The sequence below is a fragment of the Flavobacterium tistrianum genome, assembly GCF_003254545.1.
In the GTDB taxonomy this organism is placed as follows: domain Bacteria; phylum Bacteroidota; class Bacteroidia; order Flavobacteriales; family Flavobacteriaceae; genus Flavobacterium; species Flavobacterium tistrianum.
This window is the reverse complement of the sequence record NZ_QJRH01000056.1, coordinates 26,844-51,880: the sequence shown is the minus strand read 5'-3', so window position 1 is coordinate 51,880 and position 25,037 is coordinate 26,844. Positions and strand designations below refer to the sequence as shown.

Below are 25,037 nucleotides of genomic sequence, written 5' to 3'. Positions count from 1 at the left end.
AATTATACTCCTAATAATAAAATGCTATTTGTTGCTCCCCTTTTTGTAAAAGTAAAAATCTGTTTTTCGGCTGTTACAGATGGAGTTCCAAAAAGCCATGTATGGGGTGCTGTAATAACCCAAGTTACAATTACTCCTGGCAATGTAATCCCGTTAAAAATGAAACTTTGTGGCAATGAAGCAGGAACTGTAATTGTACAGTTGGCTGTAAAAAGTACAGTTTTGCCATGCCAGTTAGACGGAATGGTTTGGCTTGAACCGATTTCTAGTTGGTTCGAAACATCCTGCTTATTTGATAAGTCGATATCTCCGTTTCCAAGAATTGATTCTCCATTAATTGTTTTAAAATCTAAAGCAGATGTTATATCACTAAACTCCAGTGTACCACTGGAGTTTGTTATTAAAATTTTATCGCTTTGATTTGTTTCTAGATCAGCGACTTTTATTCTGTTGTGGTTTGTATCCATTTTCGTATTTTTTATCTAAAAAGTGTAAAAGTGTTTTTTTTTTTATTATGGATGAACAGGCTTACAGCACAGTTTACTATAATAATCTATTTTATGGTATTAAAATGAAGTCCCAGTCCAGCCTCTTGATTGTAAAACTGAAAGACCTGAATTATTGTTTGGAGGATTAGGAGTTTTTCCAATTGCGAGATTTCCATTTAATATTCCGTCATCAATGCAATAATTTATGATTTTATCTTTGATTATTGAGGTGAAGCTGTTAAGCCCTATGTTAACATTTTTAAACTTAGATGTGCCAGTTCTATTAATATTTAGCATTCCTCGATTATTCCATGCATTAAGGTTTTCTAATAAAGGACAATTATCAATTGTAATAATTGAGATGTCAATTTCATATATTTCTAAGTATGTTAGCATGGGACAATTTATTAGCATTAAATTATTAATGTTAGTTTTTACTTGTTTAATTGCAAATCTTGAAAGTTTTGTATGTGTAATAGGAAAAAGAAATTCAAATTTATCAAGAGGATTTCCTATATACAGTTCAGTTAAATTTTGGAAAGCAGTCAGTAAAAAATTAATATCTGTCACTTTGGTTCCAACAACATTTAATACCTTAAACTTATTTGTTGACTGAGTATCATTAGGAAGTAAATCACTGGTAAAATTTGAATTCCCAGAAAAGTTATATCCAACTGTATTTGTTAGAAGTTGTTTTTCTTTCCAAATGCATGTTCTAATATCATTATTGCTTAAATCGCAAACTGAACTCCAAGTTCCTCTAATTCTAGATAAATTTATCATTGTGATATTTTTACCTGGCAGATTTATATAAGTTGTTAGTAAATCTTTTACAGATAGGTAGTAGCCAATTTCTTCAGAAATGGTATTGTTTTCTAAATTAAAACTTTGTGTGTCAGTTTGCAATCCCTCATAATAAACCAAATTTGATGATAAGCCTATAAGTTTAACCCGTACTGAGCTTGCTGACATTATAGGTAAATATATTGTAAAAATGGGAGTATTTGATTTTGTTTTGAAGTAGAGATAATAGCTTCGTTTACGAGAAAAAATCGTTTTTCTTTGTCTCATAATCCATAAATTGAAATTTTATTACTATCATTAGCTCTTTGGACAAAAGAAAAAATACTATCTGAAGGAATTGGATTTCCAGTATATGTCCCATACCATCCCTTAGGTGCCATTATTACAGTGTTTATTGTAAAAGATGGATCCACGATGCCTTCAAAATTGAAACCAGTTCTTAATCCGGTTGGCGGAACAGTTATAGTTACATTAGCAGTGAAGATAACTAGTTTACCATGCCAAGAGTCCTGAACCAATCCAGATGCACTAACGAAAATTTGATTATTTAAATCCTGTTTGCCACTAATGTCCTGATTTACCTGCGCGCCATCTTCAATCCTTTCAAGCTTTGCTATTTCTGTAGCGGTGATTAAGCGTTCACCCTCAATTTTATCAACTTTGTTAGATAAGTCAATATCACCATTTCCAAGAATTGATTCTCCATTGACTGTTTTAAAATCTAATGTTGAAGCTATATCACCAAACTCCAATTCACCGTTAGAGTTTGTAATTAAAATTTTATTTTTCTGATTTGTTTCCAAATCAGAAACTTTTATTCTGTTGTGATTTGTGCTCATTTTTGTGGTATTTTTTATTATTTTTTTTCGGAAGGGAAATAATCTTTTGGGGTTTTATGCCCCAAAGATTATTAGTTGATGCAATTTTATAAGGAATTTATGGTTATAGAGACCTCCTTATAAGTAGATGCGTTGCCACTAGGGTCTATTGCGCGAAGTCTGTAGGTGTATGTTCCGTTCGATAAAACTTTATCACTATAAAAAGTGTCCGGATTTGTTTTCAAAACTACAAAAGAACCGTAGAAGCCACGGGAAAGCTCATAGTTTATGGGACTATTCTCATCTTCTGAAGGAGTCCATTCAAGATGCACATTATCTGAACCAACAGGAACACACCAGAAATTAGCAGGTACTGTTGGCGCAGTTGTATCTGCTGCCGCTGCATTTATAGTTGCAGTTATTGTATTAGATGTAGATGAATTTCCAGCAGTGTCTTTTGCTTTAACATAAAAATTATAACTTGTGTTTGAAGCTAATCCTGTTACATCGTACTGAAGAATACTGGTTGTAGTTGAGGTTAAAAAAACGTTATTTTGGTATATTTCATAACCAACAATCCCTAGATTGTCCGTCGCAGCAGTCCAAGATAATTTTAATGAATTTGAAGTGATTGAAGATGCCGTTAAAACACTAGCACTTGGAGGAATTGTATCAAGTATGCATGTTCCCATATTATTAGCATAAATATGTGCATTAGCATCTAACCAAGCAATTGCTTGATTATTTGCGTCTAATACACTTTCGCTTGAGACAAACTGATTTGGATAAGCTGTAAGTATGACATCACTACCTAAATATCCAGCCCCACAATTGTTTCTAGTTGCAGTCTTAGTTTGTATGGTATTATAGAAACGAGCACTTGGCGGACACTCTACTTCATCTTTAAATGGAGCAATATAATCTGGATCTGTTTTTACATTTGGTTTTGTGTCTCCTGTTGAAGTGCCATCATCTGTATAATAGCGCTCTAATGTTTCATAAAATTTATATCCTGTATTTCCCATATTTTTAATAATTTATTACAACATTTGCAGTTGAGAGGTTGCTAGAATAATTAATGTAGCCAATATTGCTAACTTGGTCTATAGTTAAGCGCTTTCCTTGTATTGAGACATTTTTTGAAAAATTCAACTGTTGAACTTGCTGTCCGTTGTTATTTACAATGTCCTTGCCTGCTTTCTCCATAGTTCCACCAAGGTAGGTTGTGATTTCTACATCGATGTTTCCAGTGTTTTTTGAATCCCACCAGACCCCAGCCATTCTTACTTGGATGTCATTTAAAGTAGAGTAATCCTCTTTTATTTTTTTGAAATTTATAAGACAGGTTTCAACACCAGTTTTATCCGTTTCATCCCCACCCCACATTACATAAGAATTTTGAGCCAAAGCACTTGCAGGAACTTCACTACCAAGTCCAAATCCGACCCATTTATTGTCTAAAGTATTGATGCCAGTATTTACAAAACCTGTAAAAGTATCTAGGTCAGTACCTGCACCAAATGCCCATTTGTATTTAATGATCATGTAATCGAATGGTGATAATGTTGTAGTTGGTTCTAATACACAAGAAGGATTTTCTCCTCGCCATGCAGTAGCTCTAATAGTGCAAGTTCCAATATTATTTGCATAAGCTTGCGCATTTGAGTTTAACCAAGATTCTGCTTGTTGGTCTGCATCTGCGACACTTATAGTTGAAATAAATTTATTAGCAGGAGATGTTAAAGTAACTAGGTTTCCAGATGTCCCATAGGAGCAATCATTCTTTTTTACAGCTAAAGTCTTTTCAGAATTATAGTAAACCAATGTTCCTTCTTCAGGAACATATTGGGCTATATAAGCAAAAGGTTTGTATGTTGAGTTTTCTTCCATATTTTTTTAATAAATAATAATTATTTGATTTTGCGCTCATTGAAGAGTCATAATTGAGTATTCATTACATAGGGCTTACCGGCCAAACAATTGTTGCTGTATCTTCTAAATCGGTTAAATCTCTTAACTCCTGTCTGTAATTCTTCCAAGCTTCTTTTTTTTCATCAGAAAGAGGTGAGTCTTCTACTTGGGTCCAATCACTTTCAGCTAATAGTCCATTTCTAGTAATTCTTAAGCTTGCTAAAAGATCTTCTTTGTTTTGGACAAAAGGAGAAAAAGCATGTTTGCCTTCAATTACTTTATATTTTTTTGACAACGCTTGCTGCCATTCTTCTTCAGTTAACTCAATATTAGGTTGAGGAATGTTTTCGTGAATTTCTTTAACATAAAAACCTGTATATTCTCCGTTTTCGTTATATGTTGCTTTATACATAATTTTAATTTTTTTAGTTTATGGTTAATATCCAATTGCGAACATGTAGCCTTCGTTGGCATCGATAAGGGCATAATAAGTGCTCTGTGTAACATTAGCTACGTGATTGTATCCTCTGCTTCCTGAATTTGTTCTTATAGTTGATACCATAACACTCAAAGCACCATGTGGCCAGGTTAAAGGGAAAGTGTATGTATTAGCATTACTCATTAAATGAGCCCATTGTAGTATTAATCCGTTGCTGAATTTTTGATAACCGCCAGTAAAAGGAATTACGCCAATAGAGTGTCCAGCATCATAATCAGAGCCAGGAGAGGTAGAAACGGAGCCATCTGCCATTAAAAACTGACTTGAAGTTCCGCCTGTTTTAATAAAGCTTTTACCTTCAACTGTTTCTGTAAAAGTTTTATTTCCGCCAATGGTTTGAGCTGTAGTTAAATCGACATATTTAGTGTTTAATTCCAAATCAGATAAAGTAACAGTGCTTTTGTACCAATAATCGACTTCGATGTTACGGTTGCTTATTACTGCCGAAAATGTAATAATACCATTGTTGTAATCCACAGCATAATCTTTGCCTTGACCTTCTCTAAGTAGTTGGCCATTTTTATAGATTCTGATGCTATCTTTTACAGGGATTTCTTTTAAAGTGATTTTGTCATTAGTGAAAGTATCCTCGTCAAAATTTTCTTTATAAGGAATAGATAAACTTCCAAGAATTGGATTAGAGCCACTTTCCTCAGAGTCAGTATCTGAATTTTTAGACCAATAATTTATTTCAATATTTCGACTAATTATTGGATCAGTAAAAGTTAGTACACCACTATCGTAGTTTAGATTATAATCATCAATTTCTTTTAATAGTTGTCCGTTTTTATAGACTTTGGCACTGTCTGCAATGGGAGAAGAATCCAGTTGAATTGATGATCCTGAAAAGTTATCCTGAAATTCTTTGAAGGGAATATAACAATTACCGGCAATAATTCCAGCATTTTGAAATGCTGCTTTTAAAAGTGCTGGAGTGATATAATGCTGATTATCTGTTCCTTTCTCGACCATTTGTAAATCGGCCTTGTCATCATTTCCGTGAACAAAATTGTCAAAAATTTCTACGAAGTCAAGGTGTGATGGAATATCTCCATCTTTGAATTTGTTGTAAAAGTCGTTTCTAAGTGTTGCCATTTTATTTAGTTTTATTTCTTTGCTTTTAAATGTTTTAATTAGCCTGAAATAAATACCAACGATTTGATTCATTGGTATTTATTAATTTTAAAGAGTTAGGATTTTTTCATCACTGCTTAACATTCCAGATGAGTTTTCTGAGATTACTTTAAAATGATGGTAGATTCTATTTCCATTTTCATTTTTGATAATCAATTCATCTGTCTTTAATTTTGTCTGCATAAGCGGTAAGGCAGGATTTTCGAGATTTGTTGAAATTTCATCAATTTTCTCCCAGCTACCTTGACTATTCATTTTATACAAATGATATTTTCCATTGTATACTTTTTTATTCCAGTTGAAAACAACAGGTTTTAAGATTTCTCCATTTGTTCCTGTTGGAGTTGCTGTTACTTCTAAAAGAGGAGACTCAGGTGAAACACTATCAACAATAACCGTTGCTGTAATTTTTGATGGCTGAGATGGTGCATAATCAGTATTTATAATTGGATTTTCTGTTGTCGATTCTGGATCTGCATACTCAATTTGTTTGGAAACCGTAATTCTATAGAAAAGACCATCTCCAAATGGAACTTCTTCCAAATCTTCTAAATCATCATAAACCGTCCAGACATTTTCAAAATCTGCAGATAAAGTATCTTCATCAATTACAATTTCTTTAGCTAGTTTCATCGTTCTGATAGACTGAGCATCAAGCATTGTTGTAGCGCGATAGACATTAATTTTTCTGATTTTATATTCTGGCTGATACGCATTTAATTCAATCTGAACAGCAGGCTTAATTCCTAATACTTCATTTTCAAGAATTGGCATAATTCTTTTAATTTCGGGAGTTTTAGGTGGAGTAGAAGCTACTAGTTTTACAGGTCCTAAAACATCACTGAATTCTCCAAAATTCATCTTAATGTCCATTTCGCGAACAGCGTAGAAATAGATGTTTTGAGAGTTTCCATCTAGATTAAAATCGGTAAATTGTACTCTGTTTTGGCTCTCATTTACAACTTTCATCATTGGAGCAATATCAAAATCAGCATCGGTTGGTTTTAAAGCATTTCCATTTTTATCTTTAATGGTTTGTTTTTTATTAACAGGCTTATAGTTATTGCCTTTAATGTATTCATAAATAACAGGCACTTCCGTTAAAGGAACAAAGGCATTATAAATGGCTTGTTCAATAAAATAAACAGCTAACATTGGTTCTTTAACTTTTTTTGAAATTAAAACCTTATTTAATGATGTAATAGAAGTTATTGTTTCCTCATCTGTATCTTGTGTTTGATTATGCCATTTGATAAAGTCATTGATTAGTTCTATTAATTCATCATTGTCAGGCATTGGAAACTGATAATTTTCTTCAGATTCATTTTTTGGAAAAACGTCATATTGGCCTCTTATGGTAAGCTCATTAAAATTTAAAAAGTCCACCCATCGTCTGTTGAAATCAATTTCATCATTTCCTCCCAATTTGTTCAATTCTTCACGAATTGTACTTACAGTTGTTGGCTTGTATAAAACATTCAGCAAATCTTCATCATTAGCTCTGTAATGCAATAGTCCATAAGGTTTTCGCTCTTCATTATATTTAGTCGTAAAAGTGAAAGTCGAACGATTGTAAAAATCTGGTCGAGTTGCATACAAACTACCTCCAATGATCTCTTCGGGCTTTTCAGTCTTTTCAACTTTGACCGCATACATTGGACAAGGAATGCTAATTTTTGATTTGTAACAGATAGCTGGCTTTGAATGTGTGCTGATTCCGAAACTAGAGTAGTGCGTACTTTCATTTTCTCTTGGCTGAATATTTTCTTTTGTAATTCCCGAAACAGGATCTGCATACAAATAAACCTTGTAACTAGGATAGTAGTTAACACACTGAGACACATAATCATTAGGGTAACTTGACGAGCCATTTTTTATGCGAGGGCCATCTTCTGCGCCTAAAATTTCATCATAGTCCTCAGCCATTGTTTGTGTGGCGTAATCACCAAGTTTAAAATCAGGATCATCAATATATAAGGCTAGATTTCCTGTTGTACCGATGTTCTCAGTTTTATAAACTTTAAACTCTTTTCTCGATTTTACTGGGACAGGATTTCCTTCTTTAAAAGCGCTTTTTGTAAACAATCTCACAATACCATTTGACCATTCTACAGAGTTTTCTTTCTCAGATTTAAATTGAGTATGCTGAGGTAAACTAAAGTTTCTGAAAATAATTTTATATAAACCTAAATGTTTTCTTTCAGTATTCAACGGAATCAGATTACCTTCTTCATCCAGTTTATACTCTCCTTTTCCATCCATTTCATATGAGTCCTCAAAAACTCTTTCAATTACAGCATTCTCCCAAACCCCTCTTGTTTTTTCGACTTGCAGGTTCTCTCCGTTTTCATTGGTGTGATCTATAACTTCACGATGAATAGCATTTAAGCTTTCAGGATATTGAACTGTAAAATCAATTTGAGGCTGGTGCCAATTAGAAATGGTCTGCATGTTTTGCACCAGTGTACATAATCTGCTTTCAGGATATTTAATGTCTAGAATTTGTTCCGAATCGATTGTTGCATCTCCATCAGCATGAAGTTTGTCGGTTACTTCTTTTTTCAGTACTTCAATTAGAGCATAATCAAAAACATCATTAGAATTTGCATCTTTTTTAAGTGTGACTTCGATATTTTGAATGATATAATTTTGATCTCCAATAGTCAAAATTCCCCCAGCAAATCTTGTTTTATTAGCATGATCTAATCCAATTTTAATCTCCTGGCCACTACTGATAATTTTATACTCTCTTATTTTTACAATTGCAGTAAGGTTATTGACAGTATCGTTGTCAATAATTTCAATTTCACCATATTCAACTTCCGGAAGTCCGTCTTTGTAGTACAGTTTAAAATGATCTGCAAGTATTTCTTCAGTATCAGGAAAAATAGAATTCTTATCGGTTTCTGCATCTTTAACCGATATTTCTTTTGGAACAGGATAGCTTAACAATTCTTGAGCAGAATAATAATCAAACATAATTCTGACTAATGTTTTGTCTGCTCCGGCAATCTTGCCTAATAATTGTTGCTCTGATTGAGAAGTAAACAATAACGGATTTTCTTCTGTAACCAAAAGAGCATTCATATTGCTCGGAGGCATTAAATTATTGGCTGGTTTAATGTCAGATTTAATGCTTATTTGACGTCCAGATGCTGCTCTCGAGAAAATATTAATTCCGTATCCTTGATAGATATAGGTGTTTTCACCTGTTTTTTCCTGAATAGCATTTAAAACTGATTTTCCAGATTCAGGAATATTAATTGGAACGGTTTCAAATTCGGATTCTTTTAGATTTTGATTGACACTATTATACTCGACATCATGCGATAGTTCTGGATTTTTCCATGTTGTTTCAGAGGCAATTTTATGATCAATCCCTAAATAAACAGGGAAGGTAAAAGTGCTTCCATCATACTCTAAAGAAGATTTGAAAAAGTCATTTTTTGAATTAGGATTGACAGTATCATAATCCATTACATCATCCATAAATAAACTCACAAATCGTTTCTTTCCATCAAAACTGTAACCTTCAGGATCTGTAATTCTGTTATTTGGATTTTCGTCCGAATCAACATTTAATCCAGGAACAATTTTACTTAACTGAACAGGAAGAGGCATACGTTCTGTATCTACAGAAGTTGGAACACTCATTGAAAGATGTTGCATTTCTTTTCCTTCTATGCCATCTTCTAAACTTCCAAAAGTGGTATATTCTGTTAAATAAACATATTCGCCATTGTAAACTTCGTCATCAAGATCTAAACAGCCCAAGCCCAACATACGCGCAACGTGATAATCGTTTGCGGCAATGTTTAAGATGTCCAGATATGATATTTCGGTTAAATTATCAGCGTATTGCTGTACTTCTCCATCTTTTGGATCATTGATAGGGATACGATCGCCAAAAGTAATTTCTTTTTCTGCTTTTGGATTTCCTGATTTACTTAACTCAATATATTCCAGTACAATATCTTTGATATTTTCATCCGTAATATCATTTGCAACAGTTGGCCTGTTCCATTTTGCTTTGTAATTTTTAATGTTTACATATTCGCCATCATTGTATTTTAACCATTTTCCGTGAACAGCATTTAACTTTGGTTCCAGTTGTTCGAAAACTTTAAAATCATCTGTGGCAAGACCATATTTTCCTTTTAGAATCCAGTCTCCGTTAGTATTAGCATTAGTAATGAAATCAGAATAGAACTCAAATTGAATGGAGTTTAAAAGGCAATAATTGGCTTTAAATCGAATACTTCTTCCATTTTCAGCAACTACGCGAATCTTATTGTTTAATTGCGCAGAAGTATATGTTTTACGAATGCTGACGTTTTTAGCAGCTGTGATTTTGTTTTCAGCAACCGATAAAGTTTCGAGTTTTACGCTTTTTGAAGTATTTGAAGATGAAAAATCTAGTTCGGCAGCAAAGAATAAATCGGTTTTGGTTTCAATCTCAATCAAAGCATTTCCATAAGCTTGCATAAAAGCAACTGGATTTGTCAACGGATCAATGCTGATTTTAATAGCTTTATATTTCTTGTCGTCTTTAAAATTAACATAAACAGATCTTTGCGGATTTGCCGTTTTATAAATCCAAAGCGCTTTTTTGTTGTCAACAACATTCGGACTTTGGGTCAAATCTACCATTTGGCTGATTTTTGTATAAGGTGCTCTGTAGACCTTTACAAAGTCATCAGTTTTATTAAAACTAGAGTTTGAATTTTGTCCAGTATATAAATTACCTTTAGGAAGATGATTTTCTCCTAACTTGCCATTCAGCATCCATCGAAGATGAATTCCTTTTGTACTGTCAAGACCTCTTGAACCAGCGGCAGCAATTTGTAAATAAGATGATTGCAGATTTGTTTTTTCTGAAGAAATATCAATAATTGATGATTCTCTGCCAACATTAAAATCAATTTTAATTCCTAAAGGATTAAAAATATTGCCCAGTGAAACAAGAGAAGAAAAATGACCAAGAGATACAGCTTTTCCTTCAATTCGAATTGGAACTTCAACTTCGGATTTTCCTTGAATAGTTACCGAGTTGTCAAGCTTAAAAATAAGTCCGTTTAGATTTTTTTCTTTATGGATTTTTGTTCCACCACTTAAAGTTAGTGGAACACGGCTTTTATTTTTTAGAATTAAAGTTCCACATGGTTTACTAATTCTAATGCCTTTTCTTAAAGCAGGATAAACTAAATTATCATCAATAACGCTGACGCTAGGAAAACAGCCAATTTGTAAATCTGATAAATTAGTAGCAAGTCTGTTTAATTCAATTCCTAAAGTACTGAAATCGGGAACTCTGATATAATCTGAATCTAATGCAGAAGTCTGATCATTTTTTAAAATTGGTGTTCTTCCTAAAAAGTTTGTCAGAGGTGTTGCTAGTTCTTCAATAGTATCAAAAGAGCTTGTCACTCCGTAGACAAAAACTTTCGAGCTAAGATTTAACTCAGTAAACAGATTTTTTAAAAACTCAGAATTATTAACTTGCAGACCGTCAGTAACTACAAAAACGATATCTGGAGTAACAGATAAATTTTTAGCAACATTTAAACCAGAAGCCCAATAATCTGATTGTATGCTTTCATTTCCAAGACCATATAAATCAATCCAATCAATAAAGTCCTGACTATTACTTGAAATTTTTTTCTGGATAACGTTATCGGGTCTAACAGCAGTATCGCTGTTAGACATTCCGATTAACGAAAGTGTAATATTACTTTGTGCCTGAGAATTGATAAATGAAGTTAGCCCGTCGCGGATTTGCTGTGCTTCGTTTCCATTGATCGAACCAGATTCGTCGACTACAATTGCTACATAAGTGGCACAGCCCGAGAGCTGGCTTTCCTGAAGATTTATAGAACTCATTTTTTTCTTATTTTTTTAAAGATTTGTATTGTATAATGGCAGTATCTGCGTATCAATTGTGTTTGTTAAAGGACCACTTCCTTCATTATTCCACATTTTGTATTTAAACCTGATTTTCAAGTTTTCTATTCCATAAATGATTTTGCTGCTGTGCATAATCAAAACTTGTGAGTAATCTTTTGAATGCAGTACACTGTATCCAGATATTGGATTTTCTAATTCATCTAAAACAGAAATAGTATCTTGAATTTCCTCTAAAGGCATTTTTGGAATATTAAATGGCTCTGGGTTTCGAACTAAAAGTGCTATTGTTGCTCCAGTATTCGTGTTAATAATTCTATTTACCTCAGTACCCTGTGCAGGATCAAGAGGAGAAAGTTTTAGGACTCCTTCGATCGCACGATCAAATAAATGCTGATATTTTGTAGCCATTGAATCGCTCAATGCATTTGTAGCATTATCAGTTTTAGGAGCGATTAAATAATGCAGAGCATCAATACGTTCCTGATCCAGATTAACATTCACATCATATAAGGCTTCTTTAGTTTTTTCTTCATCAACAAAATAACTTTGAACCTGTTCTTTAAAATCTTTGTAGCGTGAAGTTTGGAATCCAAATTGATGCACTAGGATATTTTTGCTTTCGCTTGAAATTCCTATTTGAGCACCATCAAAGAAGTTATTTACCAGAACGGTGTACAGTTTAGAAGGTTTTAAATTGGTTAAAGTTGTTTTGTATTTTAATGATTTTGGTTTTAAAGGCTTTCCTAACTCCAGAGTGCATCGGGTTTTAGAAGGATCTTCAATAAAATTATTTAACATTCTTACGCCTAATGGAATTCTAGGATCATTATCATCAGTCCATTCTTGGCTATTATCTTTTTGTATTGATTGTGGATAAGCGATTTCTTCTTCACCTTCTTCCAATGGTTTTATCGGATATTCAATAAGCAGATCAGTCAGCGGGTCTTTGATGAAAAGATTTAGTTTTCCTTCAATTTCAGGTTTTCCAGTTCCATAAGGAGCCCAATCTTTAAACATGTGAGAAGTATAAGTACTCGTAAAGAATAAAGAAATGTCACACTGTTCATTGCCATAGAATGAAGGTTTAGATTGTAGCAAGCTTCCATCTGCATTCGGATAAGAACGGTTATAATCTAGATAACTTCTTAATGATGTCAGCGGAGATTTAGACAATGCTGTCAATTCATTTTTCGCCGGCGGATTTTGAGGATCAATTGCTTCAGGATCCTTAACTGGGAAGTGTCCAATCGGGCCAAGGGTTTTAAAACCGTAATAATATTTAAATTCTGCAGGACTCTTTTTACTATCATCAACTGTATCTGTTAAAGTAAAATCTAAACAATATGTTGTATTTGGCCTCCAGATTGGCTGCACTGTTGTCTCAATCGCATTTTTCATCGCTTGTAATTGCTCAGCTACGGCAGGAATATCCAAAATCGTTTTATTATGATAATACTCTTCTTTGCTAAACCAGTCTATACGTTGAATATAAGTGGAGTAATCAAGTTCTGGATCTTCAGAATTCTCTAGATTTGAACAAATAACAGCATCAGTTGTAATTATGTTTGATTTTTTAATACTTCTTCTAAAATCTAATCCGTTGATTAAATCCAATATTGTATAATTGACACTTCCATTTGTCAAAACAGCTGTCGATGAAGTAACAGAAACTTGCTCAGCAGAATGTAAAGAACAGTTATTAAACGCATCGCTAAACAATGAAAAATAAACGCCCTTTTCTTTTGGTTTGCTAGAAAGCATCAAGATTTCATTTACAGACGGTTCGTTTTGAATTTGAATGATTGAAGCATCAGCAACATTTGTTTCTCTTTTAATTAATCTTGCTTGTGTTAGAGCTTCATTAAAAACAAACAGATAATGTGTATTGTATGCGATAATTGAATGATCATTTAAGGTTTGATTTGACAAATAAATTGACGAATCAAAAATGGTGTCGTTTTTTACCAAGACAATAGTGTTTCCATCAATTTGCGCAAAAGCATATTTACCATTCGATAGTTTTACTGAAAGCAACGTCTTATTATTCGCAATTATGGCATCGACAATTTCAACTATTTCATTTGTAGGAATTACTTTTGTATCCGTTACAGAAATTACTTTTGATACATTGTTGACGCTTAAATGAATAACTTTTTTATCCTTAGTAATTAAACTAAATTCATTCTCATTATGCTGTAGAACTTTAACTGCTTCTCCGTTAACTTTAGAACGATACATCACAGTTCGGTCACTTCCTTTTATCCAGCTCATTTGAGTTTCATTGGATAATGTATTAATCCAAAGAAGATCATTATTGGCTAATGGCAGAACTTTGTTATAGCCTAAAGAGTAAGTATTCAAATATTGCGTTCCTAGAATCGGATTTAGTTCTTCATCCATTTCAACAATTGCTGTTGCAGCAATAGGAGAGGTACATCCTACAATAAAATCAAGATCGATTGTTGCTTCTCCAATTCCTTTGCATTGTTCTGCATTCAAAGCTTGGGTTACAACTAAGTTGCCATTTACAACCTGAAGAGAAGTTACAATTCCGCTAATTAAACGCTCTCTGATAATAGTTCCATCAGAATTGACTTGTAATAGAATAGTAGTTTTAGCATCCTCTTTTGGATGGAATGTTATTACGTACGAATCATTAAATTTAATTACCTGATCAAAATCGTATAAAGCTTTTCCATTATAACCATAATAATGAGTAAAAGTCAATGCATTTGGATTACTTTCGGCATTAGGATTTTCATTACCAGCATCCAATTTGAGATTTGCCAATTCAGCCATAAGAGAAGTGTATTTGGCAATCTTTACAGGGTCTGTTAATGTAATTTCAGTATTTCCGGTTAATTCGCCATATGTATCGTCAAATAATGCTGCAATTTCATTTCTGATTTCTTTAATACGTTTTGCATTTGCTGAAACGGGACTAATTACAATTTTATCTATTTTTTTCTTCTGACCATCAATTTCCTCAGTATATAAGGTTATTGCATTTGAAAATTCCGCTTTCGAATAAGTTTGTTCTGGTGAAAATACATCTGTCTTGGTTTTGTTAAATCCTACAGGCATATATGATACTAATTTGTCGCCATCATTAAACTTGGCAGTATAAGCTGTAATTTTTACTTCTTTTGCCTGAGTTGTAAGCCTTAATTCAGGATCGATAGCAGATTCTGGGAAAATAATTTCTAATTCGTTTTCGTTTTTAAACGCTAAAGATCTGCGGTATCCAAAATTATTTTGATCAGCAGTAATACTCATAAAATCACCGCCTTCCATAGTGTAGTTGCCAACAATTAAAGGAAGTTCTCCAATAAGTCTAAAAAACAATCCGTTAATTTTGTCAGCTTCATATTGCATAGGCACATAGTAACGCTTTCCAATTTGTTTGTTAAGGAAATCCATATGCTGTTTGTCAATTTCTGTTGAAGCACAGAACAATTTTGTAGATGTAATTCCCAATTGTTCAGGAATATGCCATCCAGGTTCTGCCGCACTTAAAAACGAGAACGGGTTTGTCGCCAATACTCGGATAGAATCATACTGATCAATAGCTTTCTGCCAATGTGCCCAAGGCAAATCTTTTACCTGATTACGAGTTTCTTCTTTGTTTTCTACAACAGCTTCAAAAGGGTTGTAATCTACCCATGCAGCGCCATTCCATGATTTTAAGTTGATCGATTTAATTCCGTATTCATGCTTAACCTGACGTATTTTTCTACCCGCTTTTGTAGTTCCTTCAGGAGGCATCATATCAGTATAATTTTTAGCTTCACCCGTATACCCTCCGACTTTTTTATTTAATTCGGTGCTAGGAACCAGTCCTTTAGCCATTTTAATGTCGATATAAGTATCTAAAGGAATAATTGAAGTAATGAGCTCTTGTTTAGGCATTCCTTGATTATCAAATTTTGTTGGGTCATAATCTTTTTCTCCAGCAGATTTGAAATAATCCAAAGCAAATGCTTGATTGGTTAGCATATGAACTCCTTTGACATTTTCTAATGTTCTATTATCTTCACCATCTCCAGCAGTTCCTTTTGGAAGAGGGCTGTACGGCGTACGATCAACAACTCTGTTAATGTCCCATTGAAGTTCAACTGTAAAGTTTTTACGTACTTTAATCATGGCAATTCTTACACGAACGCTTAATTCTAATTTGGCATAAATCAAGAACGGTTTAAATGACTCTACAGAGAATATCGTGTCTAAAGCAATTTCAACATTAATAATCCAAAGTTTAATTTGGATTCCTCCACCAGCGCTAATGTAACCACCCATTTGAGGGCGTTTGAATGAGATTTTCCCACCCATTTCTAAGTAAGCCCATAATTTAACTTTGGCTGGACCAAAACTCTGCTGTAATTTAAAATCTAATCTTGCTCCAGCTTCGATACCTTGCGCAGAAATCATGATAAAAGATTTTGCTGTAAATAAGGTTAAAACTTCTGCTGTAATTGGATCTTTTTTAGAACCCAGATTTACATACCAAGGCTTCTGATTCTTAAAGAAGAATCCGGCTTCTAACAACGCATGAAGTTTTATAATTTGTCCGCTGTCTTTCGGAATGCTGAAATCTGCTCCAGCTGCTAATTCTAATGAATCGTCTCCAAAGGCAACCATGGCAAAGAATGGCGGATTGCTAGGATCATCTTCAATTAATCCTAATCTTGAAGAAATAACATTTAGTCCCGCCTCAATATAAAAGAGAGTAGGCAGAGACAATAAAAGCATGGCTCTCAACGACAATACATGCCCACCATCTGCAACTGTTCCAAAAGTGGCTCCAGCTCCAATAGAAAACGGAGAATTGTACTGCATAGAGTCTGGAGGCCCGCTGAATTTTTTAATATTGATACCCGGTTTCGGATGTTTGTAATATTTATACCATGAATCGTCTTTTGTTAATCCTACAGCTTGTTTGGTGGCCACATATCTAAATCCTAATAAACCTCTAAAGGCATTAATGGCTAAAAATCCAAGAGGAATAGGAACGGGAAGATCAATACTGGCATCAATTAAAAATGCAGGATATTTGGGCATAAAACGCATGCCAACACTTCCTGAAATTTTAGCTTTTGGCAATTTTAATGAAACTTCACCCACAAACTCTTTATTAATACCAGGTTGAGGAAGCGAAAGCATTCCGTTAATAATTGCCAGTACGGGTTTGTCAGTTGTTGCGGGAATGATTAAATCGACTTCGATAGTTTGTATTCTTAAAAAGGAATCTTTTTTAAGACCGTTTTCGGAGTTCTGATCAGTAGAGTAATAAAATTTAACCCCTTCACCACGGGCATCAAGCGCAAGCGGATTAATACTGATTGCACCATCAAATCCCCAGAAATTATATTTACGCCCGTTAATTTGGGTAGAACCAAAGTTGATGTTCGTAACCGCCATTTGAACTGGACCTAAATTAACCGAAAGACTAACAGGGATAGGAATAGACCCTCCCTCAACTTCAATATTTCCATCGCTGTATACACGCAGTTTTTCAACTTCAAATCCTTTTCCTTTTAATAAACTTCCCATTAAAGTTCCTTTAGGAAAAGAAATATAACAAGACGTTCCTAAATAGTAATCTTCATCCTGTTTTCCGAGTTCGAAACTGTTAAAATCGATATTTACAAGGTCAAATAGATTTGCCTTTAGTTTATTATCTTTTGGGAAAGAGGCAGTAAGGTTAAAATCTCCGTCATCATTTAGGTGTCCTTCAAGGTTAACTTTTAATGGATCTCCATTTTTTTCTTTAAGTTTCGGAATTTCTAAAGCACCTTTAATGTTAGAGTTCGTAACTTTATTTTGTTTGAAAGTAATATCAAATTTATTAAAGCCTACTTTGAATCCTTTTTTCTCAGAACCAATAGTTTTCCAAAGCGTATTATCGTAAAGTTCTGCCAGAAAGCTTTGATAATCTTTAGCATCAGTAAAAACATAAGTGGTCGAGTCATTAATAGTTGTTAACGATAACGGATAATCAAATGCATAAGGCAAATTTTTACTGTTCAATTCTTGCAAAAAGACAAGTAAAGAAGAATAATCAGCAATTTCTTTTTTATTGGCCACACCATTTTGTTCGTTTTTTTCGAACATGGTGATTGGATAATTAAAATTGAATTTGTCGTTGAAATAACTAAAAGCACCATCTGTACTCGGAACTGTTTCCAGATAGATATTTCCAGAAAGCCCACCTGTACCAATTAACAAATCTGAAGCACCAATTTGTAATGTAGGAGCTGTGCTTCCTGGAGTTTTAGGAATCTCATTAAACCATTTTGAAGGAAGGGTTACAGAAACAGCACGAGCATAAACTCCAACGAAATCATTTGGGCGTCCGTCAGCATCGGCTTCTGGGATATTGGTTTTCTTGCTTAAATCGACTTTTAAAGTGTCTAATTGAAGAAGTAAACCCGTATTGCCAATCATGGCAGTTTTAGGCTCAAGCGATCCTCCCATTTCTAACTGATAGCCAATGCCTTCTTCAGTATCAGCATACAATTGCGCTTGACCAAATAAAAACATTGATTTTTCAGTTCCAGTACCATAATTAGAACCATTAGGTTCGACAGGTTTTAAGATATTTCTAGGAAACTCAATACCGGCACTTAAAGCTAAAGTTGCTTTCGCCTTTGGAGTAATAATTCTTTTAATGTGAGCTTCGATTCCATCTGGAGCTACAATGTTGTAGAAATCTTGTAATTTTTGCTTGATTTCGTCTAAAGTAAAACCTTCTTTAGCGATATAAGTTCCGAATAGTAATAGCGGAATCGATTTTGTAATTACAGCACTGTTTTTGATGAGGTCAATAATACCGCCAATAGATTGTTCTACATTTGTTGGAAATTCTAGATTAGTATTTTGAAGCGCATTAATATCTTCTAAAAGCTGTTCGTATTTTGTTTTTCCTTCTTGAGCTTCAACAAACATATTCATCATATGGGCTATAACCTGTTCTTCGCTGATGCGGAAAACCTGAAGACCCACAGCATAAAAATCCTCCATAGAAAAAGAGAAACTGCTTGAACTGAATGTTTTTAAGAAAGCCAGAATTTCCCACTGATATTCTAATGTAATGGGAAATGATGATATAGAAGAATCATCGTCTTTTAGATTTGGATTTAATACCAAACCCATACCAAAAGGAAGAGGCAAAGCCAGTTTTTTGCTCGATATAATATCAAGACTATAAAAGGCAGAATCACCACGATATCCTTTTGAATATTGTAAGTTTTTGTAGTGAATTTTATCAAAAATGGAATTCAAACCATCTTCGACAAACGATAAGAATTCTGGTAAATCGTCTACAGTAATTATCTCGGACAATCTCGGATAATATCTCGCTGTAGGAATTGGAACCGCAGGAATTGGATTAGTTGGCATATTCTTATTTTGTTTTTGACTTTAATTTTGTTCGTATTCAGAATGATTAAATTGTAGTTAGATTGAACCAATCTTTGGGGTGCAAACGCATAATTTTTTCAGGGATTTTTCTAAGCAGTTGGAACAATTTATTCGGTTAGTATTTTTTTCAAAAGACTTTGTTTATAAGAGGTTTTTATTCTCTTTTTTTCTTTTGACAGTGTAAAGATGAGCTTAAAAATGGAGCTTAAAAAAGAGCTGCTTAGTGGTTTGACATGGATGTTCTGGGGCTTTACAGATGTGTAAAGTGAGAAGACAAAATTTTCAAATTTGCTTAGAGTAAGAAGTAACCAAAAACTTGGTTTTTTCGGTTTTCGTGTCCTTAAAAAGTGAAGAAAAATAATATAAGATTACTCATATAATAATATTAAAACATATATGAGTAATCAGAATTTTAGATTAAGTTTTTTAAACTAGAAAAGTTTTTAAAGAGAATATGGAGTTTTAAGAGTTGTCCAATTTAATTCTTTTAAAAGAGATTCTGTCTTAGTTCCATTAATAGATCCCGCAGTATTACCAGCATACAAAATTCCGTTTTCATATCTACTTTCACACCAATCAATATTAGTGTTCCATGAAGTTGTAGTAGTAGGATTGTTTTCAAGACTTAAAACAACTAATTCACTTGGTAACCATTCTGGTTTGAAATTAACAATTTTGTTATTACTAAGAATCAATTCACTTAAATTATCATTCAAGTTTTTTGGATTAAAATTGATAATCTTATTATTTTGTAACATTAAAACCTTTAGATATTCTGCAAAATGTAAAGGATCAAAAATTTCTATATTGTTATCATTTAATTCTAATCTTTTTAGTCTTACTGGTAAAGATTGTGGGTCAAAATCACTCATTCCGTTGTGAGACAATTTTAAAACTTCAATTTCATCTGGTAAACCATACATTGGATCAAATCTTGAATATTCATTATTTGAAAGATCTAATAAACGAAGGTTTTTGTGTTGAACCGCATCGGTTTCAAAATCCGATAGTTTATTCCCAGATAGAAGCAATGTTTCTAAGTTTTCAGGAATGTCTATCTGGAATTTACCTAACAAATTGTTGTTCAGGTTAAGCGTTTTTAAATTTAATGGCATGTGCACATTATCTTCGATTAATTCGATGGAATTTCCTTCTAAATTCAAGTCTGTAATTGAATCTGGAAGATCATAATTAGGTAAAAATTCTGTTAATTGATTACCATTGAGATATAATTTTTTTAATGAGTTTGGTAACGGTTTTGATAGATTGAATGCATTAATATTGTTATTACTCAAAATCAAATCATTCAAGATTTGAGAAAGGTTGCTTGTGTCAAAATGAGTTAAATTGTTATCAGACAGGTCAAGTTCAGTAAGGTATTCCAGATCATACATATAGAAATTTTCAAGTTGTGTATTGGATAATCTAATTTCAGTAATAAATTTGTTATCGATACCGTAAAATGCAGCACTATTATGATCAATTTGAACGCTTTTAAAAATTGCCGAATTTTTAGATTCAAAATATGAATTCCAATCTACAATACTATTTTTATCATTAATGCCTAATGATGCTGTAGCTTCATCTAGATCAGAAAAAGATAGATACATACATCCTGGAGTATTTCTGACAACTGCAACGAAAGAAATTCCAGTAGCACCACCTAAAGGTGTGCTATAGTAATCTCCAACTTTCAAATTTGAGGCCATTGCAAGAGCATTATTTTCAAACTCTCCTTTTAATTCAATATCAGATTTTCCAAAACCAATTTTACTTCTAATACCTCCATGAGTTTCCCATAATTGACCATTTGAATCACGTTCAATCGCTCCATTTTGAGGTATGGTTGTTAGTGTGCCATTTGGTATAATTAAAGAAGGGCTTGTCGTAGTAGCTGGAGCGAAATTAACCTTATTAGTAAAATTCCAAGCTCCAGAAATAGTTTGAGTTTGAGATTTAATCCATTGCCACCAATTAAAAAGCTTAGCACGGCTAATTACTTTACTGTCTTCAGAAACAGCAGTGTTAATCTGCGTTTCTGCATCAGACGCAAGATTTACAGTTTTATTATCAATCATATCCTTCAATACTTTCCCTTGTCTGGCATCTAAAGATTTTCCTTCTGTTGTACAATCTAAGGCATTATAATTTTCTTCTTGAAGATTGTTTACATCACTAAATTCTAATTCACCATTCTGATTTGTTTTTAAAATTTTGTTTGGCTGATTTGTTTCTAAGTCCGCCACTCTGATTCTGTTGTGATTTGTACTCATTTTTAATTAATTTTTACGGGTTTTTAAATAATTTATAGACTTTTAATCGGGCTTATAGGGGATTACCGTAATTCATTCAGATATATAAGACACTTACAAACAGTTGTTGATTTTGGATGATTGCAAGTAATCTGAATGTTTAAAAATTGTGTTAGTGGCGTCACAATAGGGTTTTGTTTTACAGAGCTGTAAAACAAAGAAATAAGTTTTGCATTGGCTTAGATATAGCCGATAGTAGAGCAGGGAAACTAATAATTTTAAGTTTCCAGAGTTTTTAAAATGTATTTTTTTCTTGATTTTAAGAGATATGGTTTTCTCTTTTGATTTTAAAACAACTCAAAGTTTTTTGGTCTTTGAGTTGTTGTTATTTTTTGTAAATCTATTTTAGTATAAGACAGGGGGACTAAAATTCACTTTTTAATTGAGCAACGTATTGACTTTCTGTTAAATTGAAATCATTAGGTTCCAAGACCAAAGTAAATGTTATATTATTCAAGGTAATTAAATAGTATATATCTGATGTTGGCCATCTTTTATATTGTAGTGGATTGGCTTTTATTGCGGTAAATGCCTGACCAATTATGGTTTTATAATTATCCCCTGCATGACATTGTTCTTTAAAATTCTTTAGCTCTATTAAAAAATCTCTCAAGCCTAAGGTAGACACTTCGTATCTTTCTACTTTGTCAAAGTCTCCGTACCGAGATATTGTAGTATCTGAAGATACATAAAATAAATCTGTACCCCAATTCAAATAATCTAACTGTCCTGCAATAACCGCATTTAATTCGTCTAAAGTTTCTGTTATATGGTTTAAATTCATATCTGATAAAGCTGATGCCTGATTTAAATCTGAAGTACTTACTCCAATCATTACTGCTCTATTTATTGAATATTTTGTTACGAGTATCTGATATTCATAAATCATAATATATTGTTTAAATGTTTAATTATTTTTTGGAATTACTGTTCCGTAAGGTAATGCTCGACTAGGCATTATTGTTGGGGGATTTATTAGTTCTAAACCTATACAAATATGAAGTTCTACTCCTTCACTACTCCAGCCTTGCCATGTATTTGAAGGTCTTCCAGGACTACGATGTGGAATCCAGTCACTCAAAGTTAAATTGTGTCTGGCATACGTTATTTCAACAAGAACCTTATCTTCATTCATCCCCGTAAAAATAGTTGTTTTATTCGAATTAGATTTTTTAACCCATGTTTTTATAGGGTTTCCATTAGTATCTAGATAAAGGCTTTCTACACCATCTACTTTTTTTGTAACATAACCCCACATCCATACTTCACAATCTTTTACTCCTACGCCTGGAATTTCTGTTCCATCTTTTATGGCTGTTTGTATATTTGCATTTACAGTAGGCAAAGGGCCAGGATAGTATTTTTTACCCCCAGGTAATGTAGCTTCCCCCTGCTAGCGCGAGCGTCTCGCTCGTGCACACACAGGAAAGTCAATTAATATCAATTTCTAAAACAGTTTGATCGTTATCTCCATAATTTCTGGCAGAGCTGTATTTCCAATCTACAGGATTAGTTACAAAACCAGTTTCGAGAGGGTTATTATGAATATAGTTTAACTTTTGCTCAAAAACTTTTAAAGACCAGATTTCAATAGGTTTGTTGTTTTGCTGCCAAAACTGCCTGAATTTTACATTGCTGTTTTTCTTTCCAGCTCTTTCAAACATCCAGAGCATCCATTCTTTTCTGCTTTCTTGCGGATTCTCTTCAATTGCTTTGAGCATTTTTCTAGAGGTAAAACCTTTAAAATCTCTAATAAGGCCAGAAGGATCTCCATTTTCAGATCTGAAAATTAAATGAACGTGACTTGGCATTATGCAATAACCATAAATCTCCATTCCCTTGTTCTTTCTGCAGTAGTCTAATGATTCTACAATGCTCCCAAAATACTCTTCTCTTGTAAAAACATCTATCCAGTATACCGTAGCAAAACTTATAAAGTAAGCTCCAGTTTTATCTCCAAATTTGTATTTTCTGCTCATTTATTATTTTTGAGCTAATGTAAGAAATACTTTGCGTTCACGAGCGAGACGCTCGCGCCAGCGGGGAGCGCGATCGGGTTAATTCATATTTTAATACTTATAATTAACATCCATATCATAATTATTTGATGCCCATGTACCTTGTAACATTTGAATTAAAACCTCTATTATTTTAATTAATTCTGCTACAGGAAACGGATTTCTACTGTATAAATGCTTAAAATCTTTATCGTTAGTTTGAATTGATTGTAATTCAGAAACTGATATAAAAGCCCCTTTATTCTGTAAAGTTATTTTAACATTTTGCAAAATTTGAATCATCGTCTGTTCTTCTTCTGTACTTACTAAAATTCTTTTCCAAGGAAGAGTTAAATAACCACTTGAAATACCATTAATTATACCTTCATGTCCCATAATAAATAAATTTTTATTTATAAAAGCGTATTGAGGTTTTTCAAGTTCTTTATGAATATAGTATATCATTAATTGCATAAATTCTTCTGCAATATTGAAACCTTTATCATTTTGGTATTGAATAAATGCTGATGCCATATTATTAGTAGTTTAATTTTATTAATTTATCAATGTATTGATTATGATTTTGTATAATAAACTGATCTATTTGATTTTTTAAAAAATTTGGATTAGAATTCACTGCTAATGAAATTTGATCAAAATATTTATAATCTATTACTACATAATCTAAGGGCGGAGTTTTATTAATCTTATTAAAGTGTACAGTAATTGACTTTTTAAATTCTTCAAACCAATAGTTCACAGAATCTATTCCATTCTTTGTCCAAGGAATAATTACATTTTGACCTATTCCCATTGTATCATAACTAAGACCAGTAATATCATCAATTAAGTCTCCTGCTTCATGTTTCAAAGAAGCTCTAAGTTTTTTATTTAATTTTAATTCAAGTTCAATATAATTATCAACTTCATTTAATCTAATATAATTCCCCCTGCTAGCGCGAGCGTCTCGCTCGTGCACACACAGGAAGTCAATTAATATCAATTTCTAAAACAGTTTGATCGTTATCGCCATAATTTCTAGCAGAGCTGTATTTCCAATCTACAGGATTAGTTACAAAACCAGTTTCGAGAGGGTTATTATGAATATAGTTTAACTTTTGCTCACAAACTTTTAAAAGACCAGATTTCAATAGGTTTGTTGTTTTGCTGCCAAAATTGCCTGAATTTTACATTGCTGTTTTTCTTTCCGGCTCTTTCAAACATCCAGAGCATCCATTCTTTTCTGCTTTCTTGCGGATTTTCTTCAATTGCTTTGAGTATTTTTCGAGAAGTAAAACCTTTAAAATCTCTTATTAGACCAGAAGGGTCTCCATTTTCAGATCTGAAAATTAAATGGATGTGGCTTGGCATTATGCAGTAGCCATAAATCTCCATTCCCTTGTTCTTTCTGCAATAGTCTAATGATTCTACAATGCACCCAAAATACTCTTCTCTTGTAAAAACATCTATCCAATATACCGTAGCAAAACTTATAAAGTAAGCTCCAGTTTTATCTCCAAATTTGTATTTTCTGCTCATTTATTATTTTTGAGCTAATGTAAGAAAAACTTTGCGTTCACGAGCGGGACGCTCGCGCCAGCAGGGGACATTTTTTCAAATAATACTCACCAATCTTTGCGGGCACGGATTGCAAATCCGCGCTATCGTTGCTGAGATAAATCTGCGCGATCGGGTATAAGGTAATTTATATTTTCTTGAAAAAACTTACAAATATGTTGTTCTAAAATGAT

General features: G+C 33.1%; 15 protein-coding genes and 1 pseudogene. All 16 read right to left on the bottom strand.

All coding sequences use genetic code 11. The features are described 5' to 3' along the window. Nucleotides 1-2 precede the first annotated feature (2 nt). Nucleotides 3-467 (bottom strand): hypothetical protein, encoded by a 465-nt coding sequence (locus tag DMB71_RS01770; protein ID WP_111363141.1) that lies wholly within the window; start codon nt 465-467, stop codon nt 3-5. Between the two features lie 99 nt (nt 468-566). Beyond that, entirely contained in the window at nt 567-1,559 is a 993-nt protein-coding gene (locus tag DMB71_RS01765) for a hypothetical protein (RefSeq protein ID WP_162614759.1), read from the bottom strand. Next, the gene (locus DMB71_RS01760) at nt 1,556-2,131 is read right to left on the bottom strand and encodes a hypothetical protein (RefSeq protein ID WP_111363138.1); all 576 of its coding nucleotides are present in this window, start codon (nt 2,129-2,131) and stop codon (nt 1,556-1,558) included. Before DMB71_RS01760 ends, DMB71_RS01765 begins: the two co-directional genes overlap by 4 nt. A gap of 86 nt (nt 2,132-2,217) precedes the next feature. Continuing rightward, nucleotides 2,218-3,135, bottom strand: coding sequence for a DUF5977 domain-containing protein (locus DMB71_RS01755; RefSeq protein WP_111363136.1), 918 nt, complete (start codon nt 3,133-3,135; stop codon nt 2,218-2,220). 4 nt (nt 3,136-3,139) lie between these two features. Beyond that, nucleotides 3,140-4,000 (bottom strand): DUF5977 domain-containing protein, encoded by an 861-nt coding sequence (locus DMB71_RS01750; protein ID WP_111363135.1) that lies wholly within the window; start codon nt 3,998-4,000, stop codon nt 3,140-3,142. A gap of 64 nt (nt 4,001-4,064) precedes the next feature. After that, nucleotides 4,065-4,433, bottom strand: a complete 369-nt coding sequence (locus tag DMB71_RS01745; RefSeq protein WP_111363133.1) for a tail fiber assembly protein — start codon at nt 4,431-4,433, stop codon at nt 4,065-4,067. A gap of 24 nt (nt 4,434-4,457) precedes the next feature. After that, complete coding sequence (locus DMB71_RS01740) at nt 4,458-5,615, bottom strand: gp53-like domain-containing protein (protein WP_162614758.1); 1,158 nt, start codon at nt 5,613-5,615, stop codon at nt 4,458-4,460. An 87-nt stretch (nt 5,616-5,702) separates the two neighbouring features. Next, a complete protein-coding gene (locus DMB71_RS01735; RefSeq protein WP_111363130.1) occupies nt 5,703-11,534 on the bottom strand; it encodes a vWA domain-containing protein in 5,832 nt (1,943 codons plus the stop codon). Between the two features lie 15 nt (nt 11,535-11,549). Further along, nucleotides 11,550-18,956, bottom strand: coding sequence for a hypothetical protein (locus DMB71_RS01730; RefSeq protein WP_111363128.1), 7,407 nt, complete (start codon nt 18,954-18,956; stop codon nt 11,550-11,552). Between the two features lie 464 nt (nt 18,957-19,420). Further along, nucleotides 19,421-21,250 carry a leucine-rich repeat domain-containing protein gene (locus tag DMB71_RS01725; protein ID WP_111363127.1) on the bottom strand — a complete coding sequence of 610 codons (1,830 nt, stop codon included), beginning with the start codon at nt 21,248-21,250 and terminating at the stop codon, nt 19,421-19,423. A 403-nt stretch (nt 21,251-21,653) separates the two neighbouring features. Continuing rightward, nucleotides 21,654-22,178 (bottom strand): hypothetical protein, encoded by a 525-nt coding sequence (locus DMB71_RS01720; protein WP_111363125.1) that lies wholly within the window; start codon nt 22,176-22,178, stop codon nt 21,654-21,656. An 18-nt stretch (nt 22,179-22,196) separates the two neighbouring features. Next, nucleotides 22,197-22,634, bottom strand: a complete 438-nt coding sequence (locus DMB71_RS01715; protein ID WP_111363124.1) for a hypothetical protein — start codon at nt 22,632-22,634, stop codon at nt 22,197-22,199. Nucleotides 22,635-22,719: 85 nt separating this feature from the next. Continuing rightward, on the bottom strand, nt 22,720-23,268 hold the full coding sequence (locus DMB71_RS01710; protein WP_111363122.1) for an REP-associated tyrosine transposase: 549 nt from the start codon (nt 23,266-23,268) through the stop codon (nt 22,720-22,722). Nucleotides 23,269-23,358: 90 nt separating this feature from the next. Continuing rightward, nucleotides 23,359-23,820, bottom strand: coding sequence for a hypothetical protein (locus DMB71_RS01705; protein WP_111363120.1), 462 nt, complete (start codon nt 23,818-23,820; stop codon nt 23,359-23,361). Nucleotides 23,821-23,824: 4 nt separating this feature from the next. Then, nucleotides 23,825-24,265 carry a BPS1 family protein gene (locus DMB71_RS01700; RefSeq protein ID WP_162614757.1) on the bottom strand — a complete coding sequence of 147 codons (441 nt, stop codon included), beginning with the start codon at nt 24,263-24,265 and terminating at the stop codon, nt 23,825-23,827. Nucleotides 24,266-24,275: 10 nt separating this feature from the next. After that, nucleotides 24,276-24,825: pseudogene (locus tag DMB71_RS01695) on the bottom strand (REP-associated tyrosine transposase). Nucleotides 24,826-25,037: the final 212 nt, after the last annotated feature.

Coding starts and splice junctions, on each gene's coding strand:
- DMB71_RS01760 (WP_111363138.1), bottom strand. CDS start 2,131: ATGAGCACAAATCACAACAGAATAAAAGTTTCTGATTTGGAAACAAAT.
- DMB71_RS01750 (WP_111363135.1), bottom strand. CDS start 4,000: ATGGAAGAAAACTCAACATACAAACCTTTTGCTTATATAGCCCAATAT.
- DMB71_RS01745 (WP_111363133.1), bottom strand. CDS start 4,433: ATGTATAAAGCAACATATAACGAAAACGGAGAATATACAGGTTTTTAT.
- DMB71_RS01755 (WP_111363136.1), bottom strand. CDS start 3,135: ATGGGAAATACAGGATATAAATTTTATGAAACATTAGAGCGCTATTAT.
- DMB71_RS01705 (WP_111363120.1), bottom strand. CDS start 23,820: ATGGCATCAGCATTTATTCAATACCAAAATGATAAAGGTTTCAATATT.
- DMB71_RS01735 (WP_111363130.1), bottom strand. CDS start 11,534: ATGAGTTCTATAAATCTTCAGGAAAGCCAGCTCTCGGGCTGTGCCACT.
- DMB71_RS01770 (WP_111363141.1), bottom strand. CDS start 467: ATGGATACAAACCACAACAGAATAAAAGTCGCTGATCTAGAAACAAAT.
- DMB71_RS01720 (WP_111363125.1), bottom strand. CDS start 22,178: ATGATTTATGAATATCAGATACTCGTAACAAAATATTCAATAAATAGA.
- DMB71_RS01725 (WP_111363127.1), bottom strand. CDS start 21,250: ATGAGTACAAATCACAACAGAATCAGAGTGGCGGACTTAGAAACAAAT.
- DMB71_RS01740 (WP_162614758.1), bottom strand. CDS start 5,615: ATGGCAACACTTAGAAACGACTTTTACAACAAATTCAAAGATGGAGAT.
- DMB71_RS01765 (WP_162614759.1), bottom strand. CDS start 1,559: ATGAGACAAAGAAAAACGATTTTTTCTCGTAAACGAAGCTATTATCTC.
- DMB71_RS01710 (WP_111363122.1), bottom strand. CDS start 23,268: ATGAGCAGAAAATACAAATTTGGAGATAAAACTGGAGCTTACTTTATA.
- DMB71_RS01730 (WP_111363128.1), bottom strand. CDS start 18,956: ATGCCAACTAATCCAATTCCTGCGGTTCCAATTCCTACAGCGAGATAT.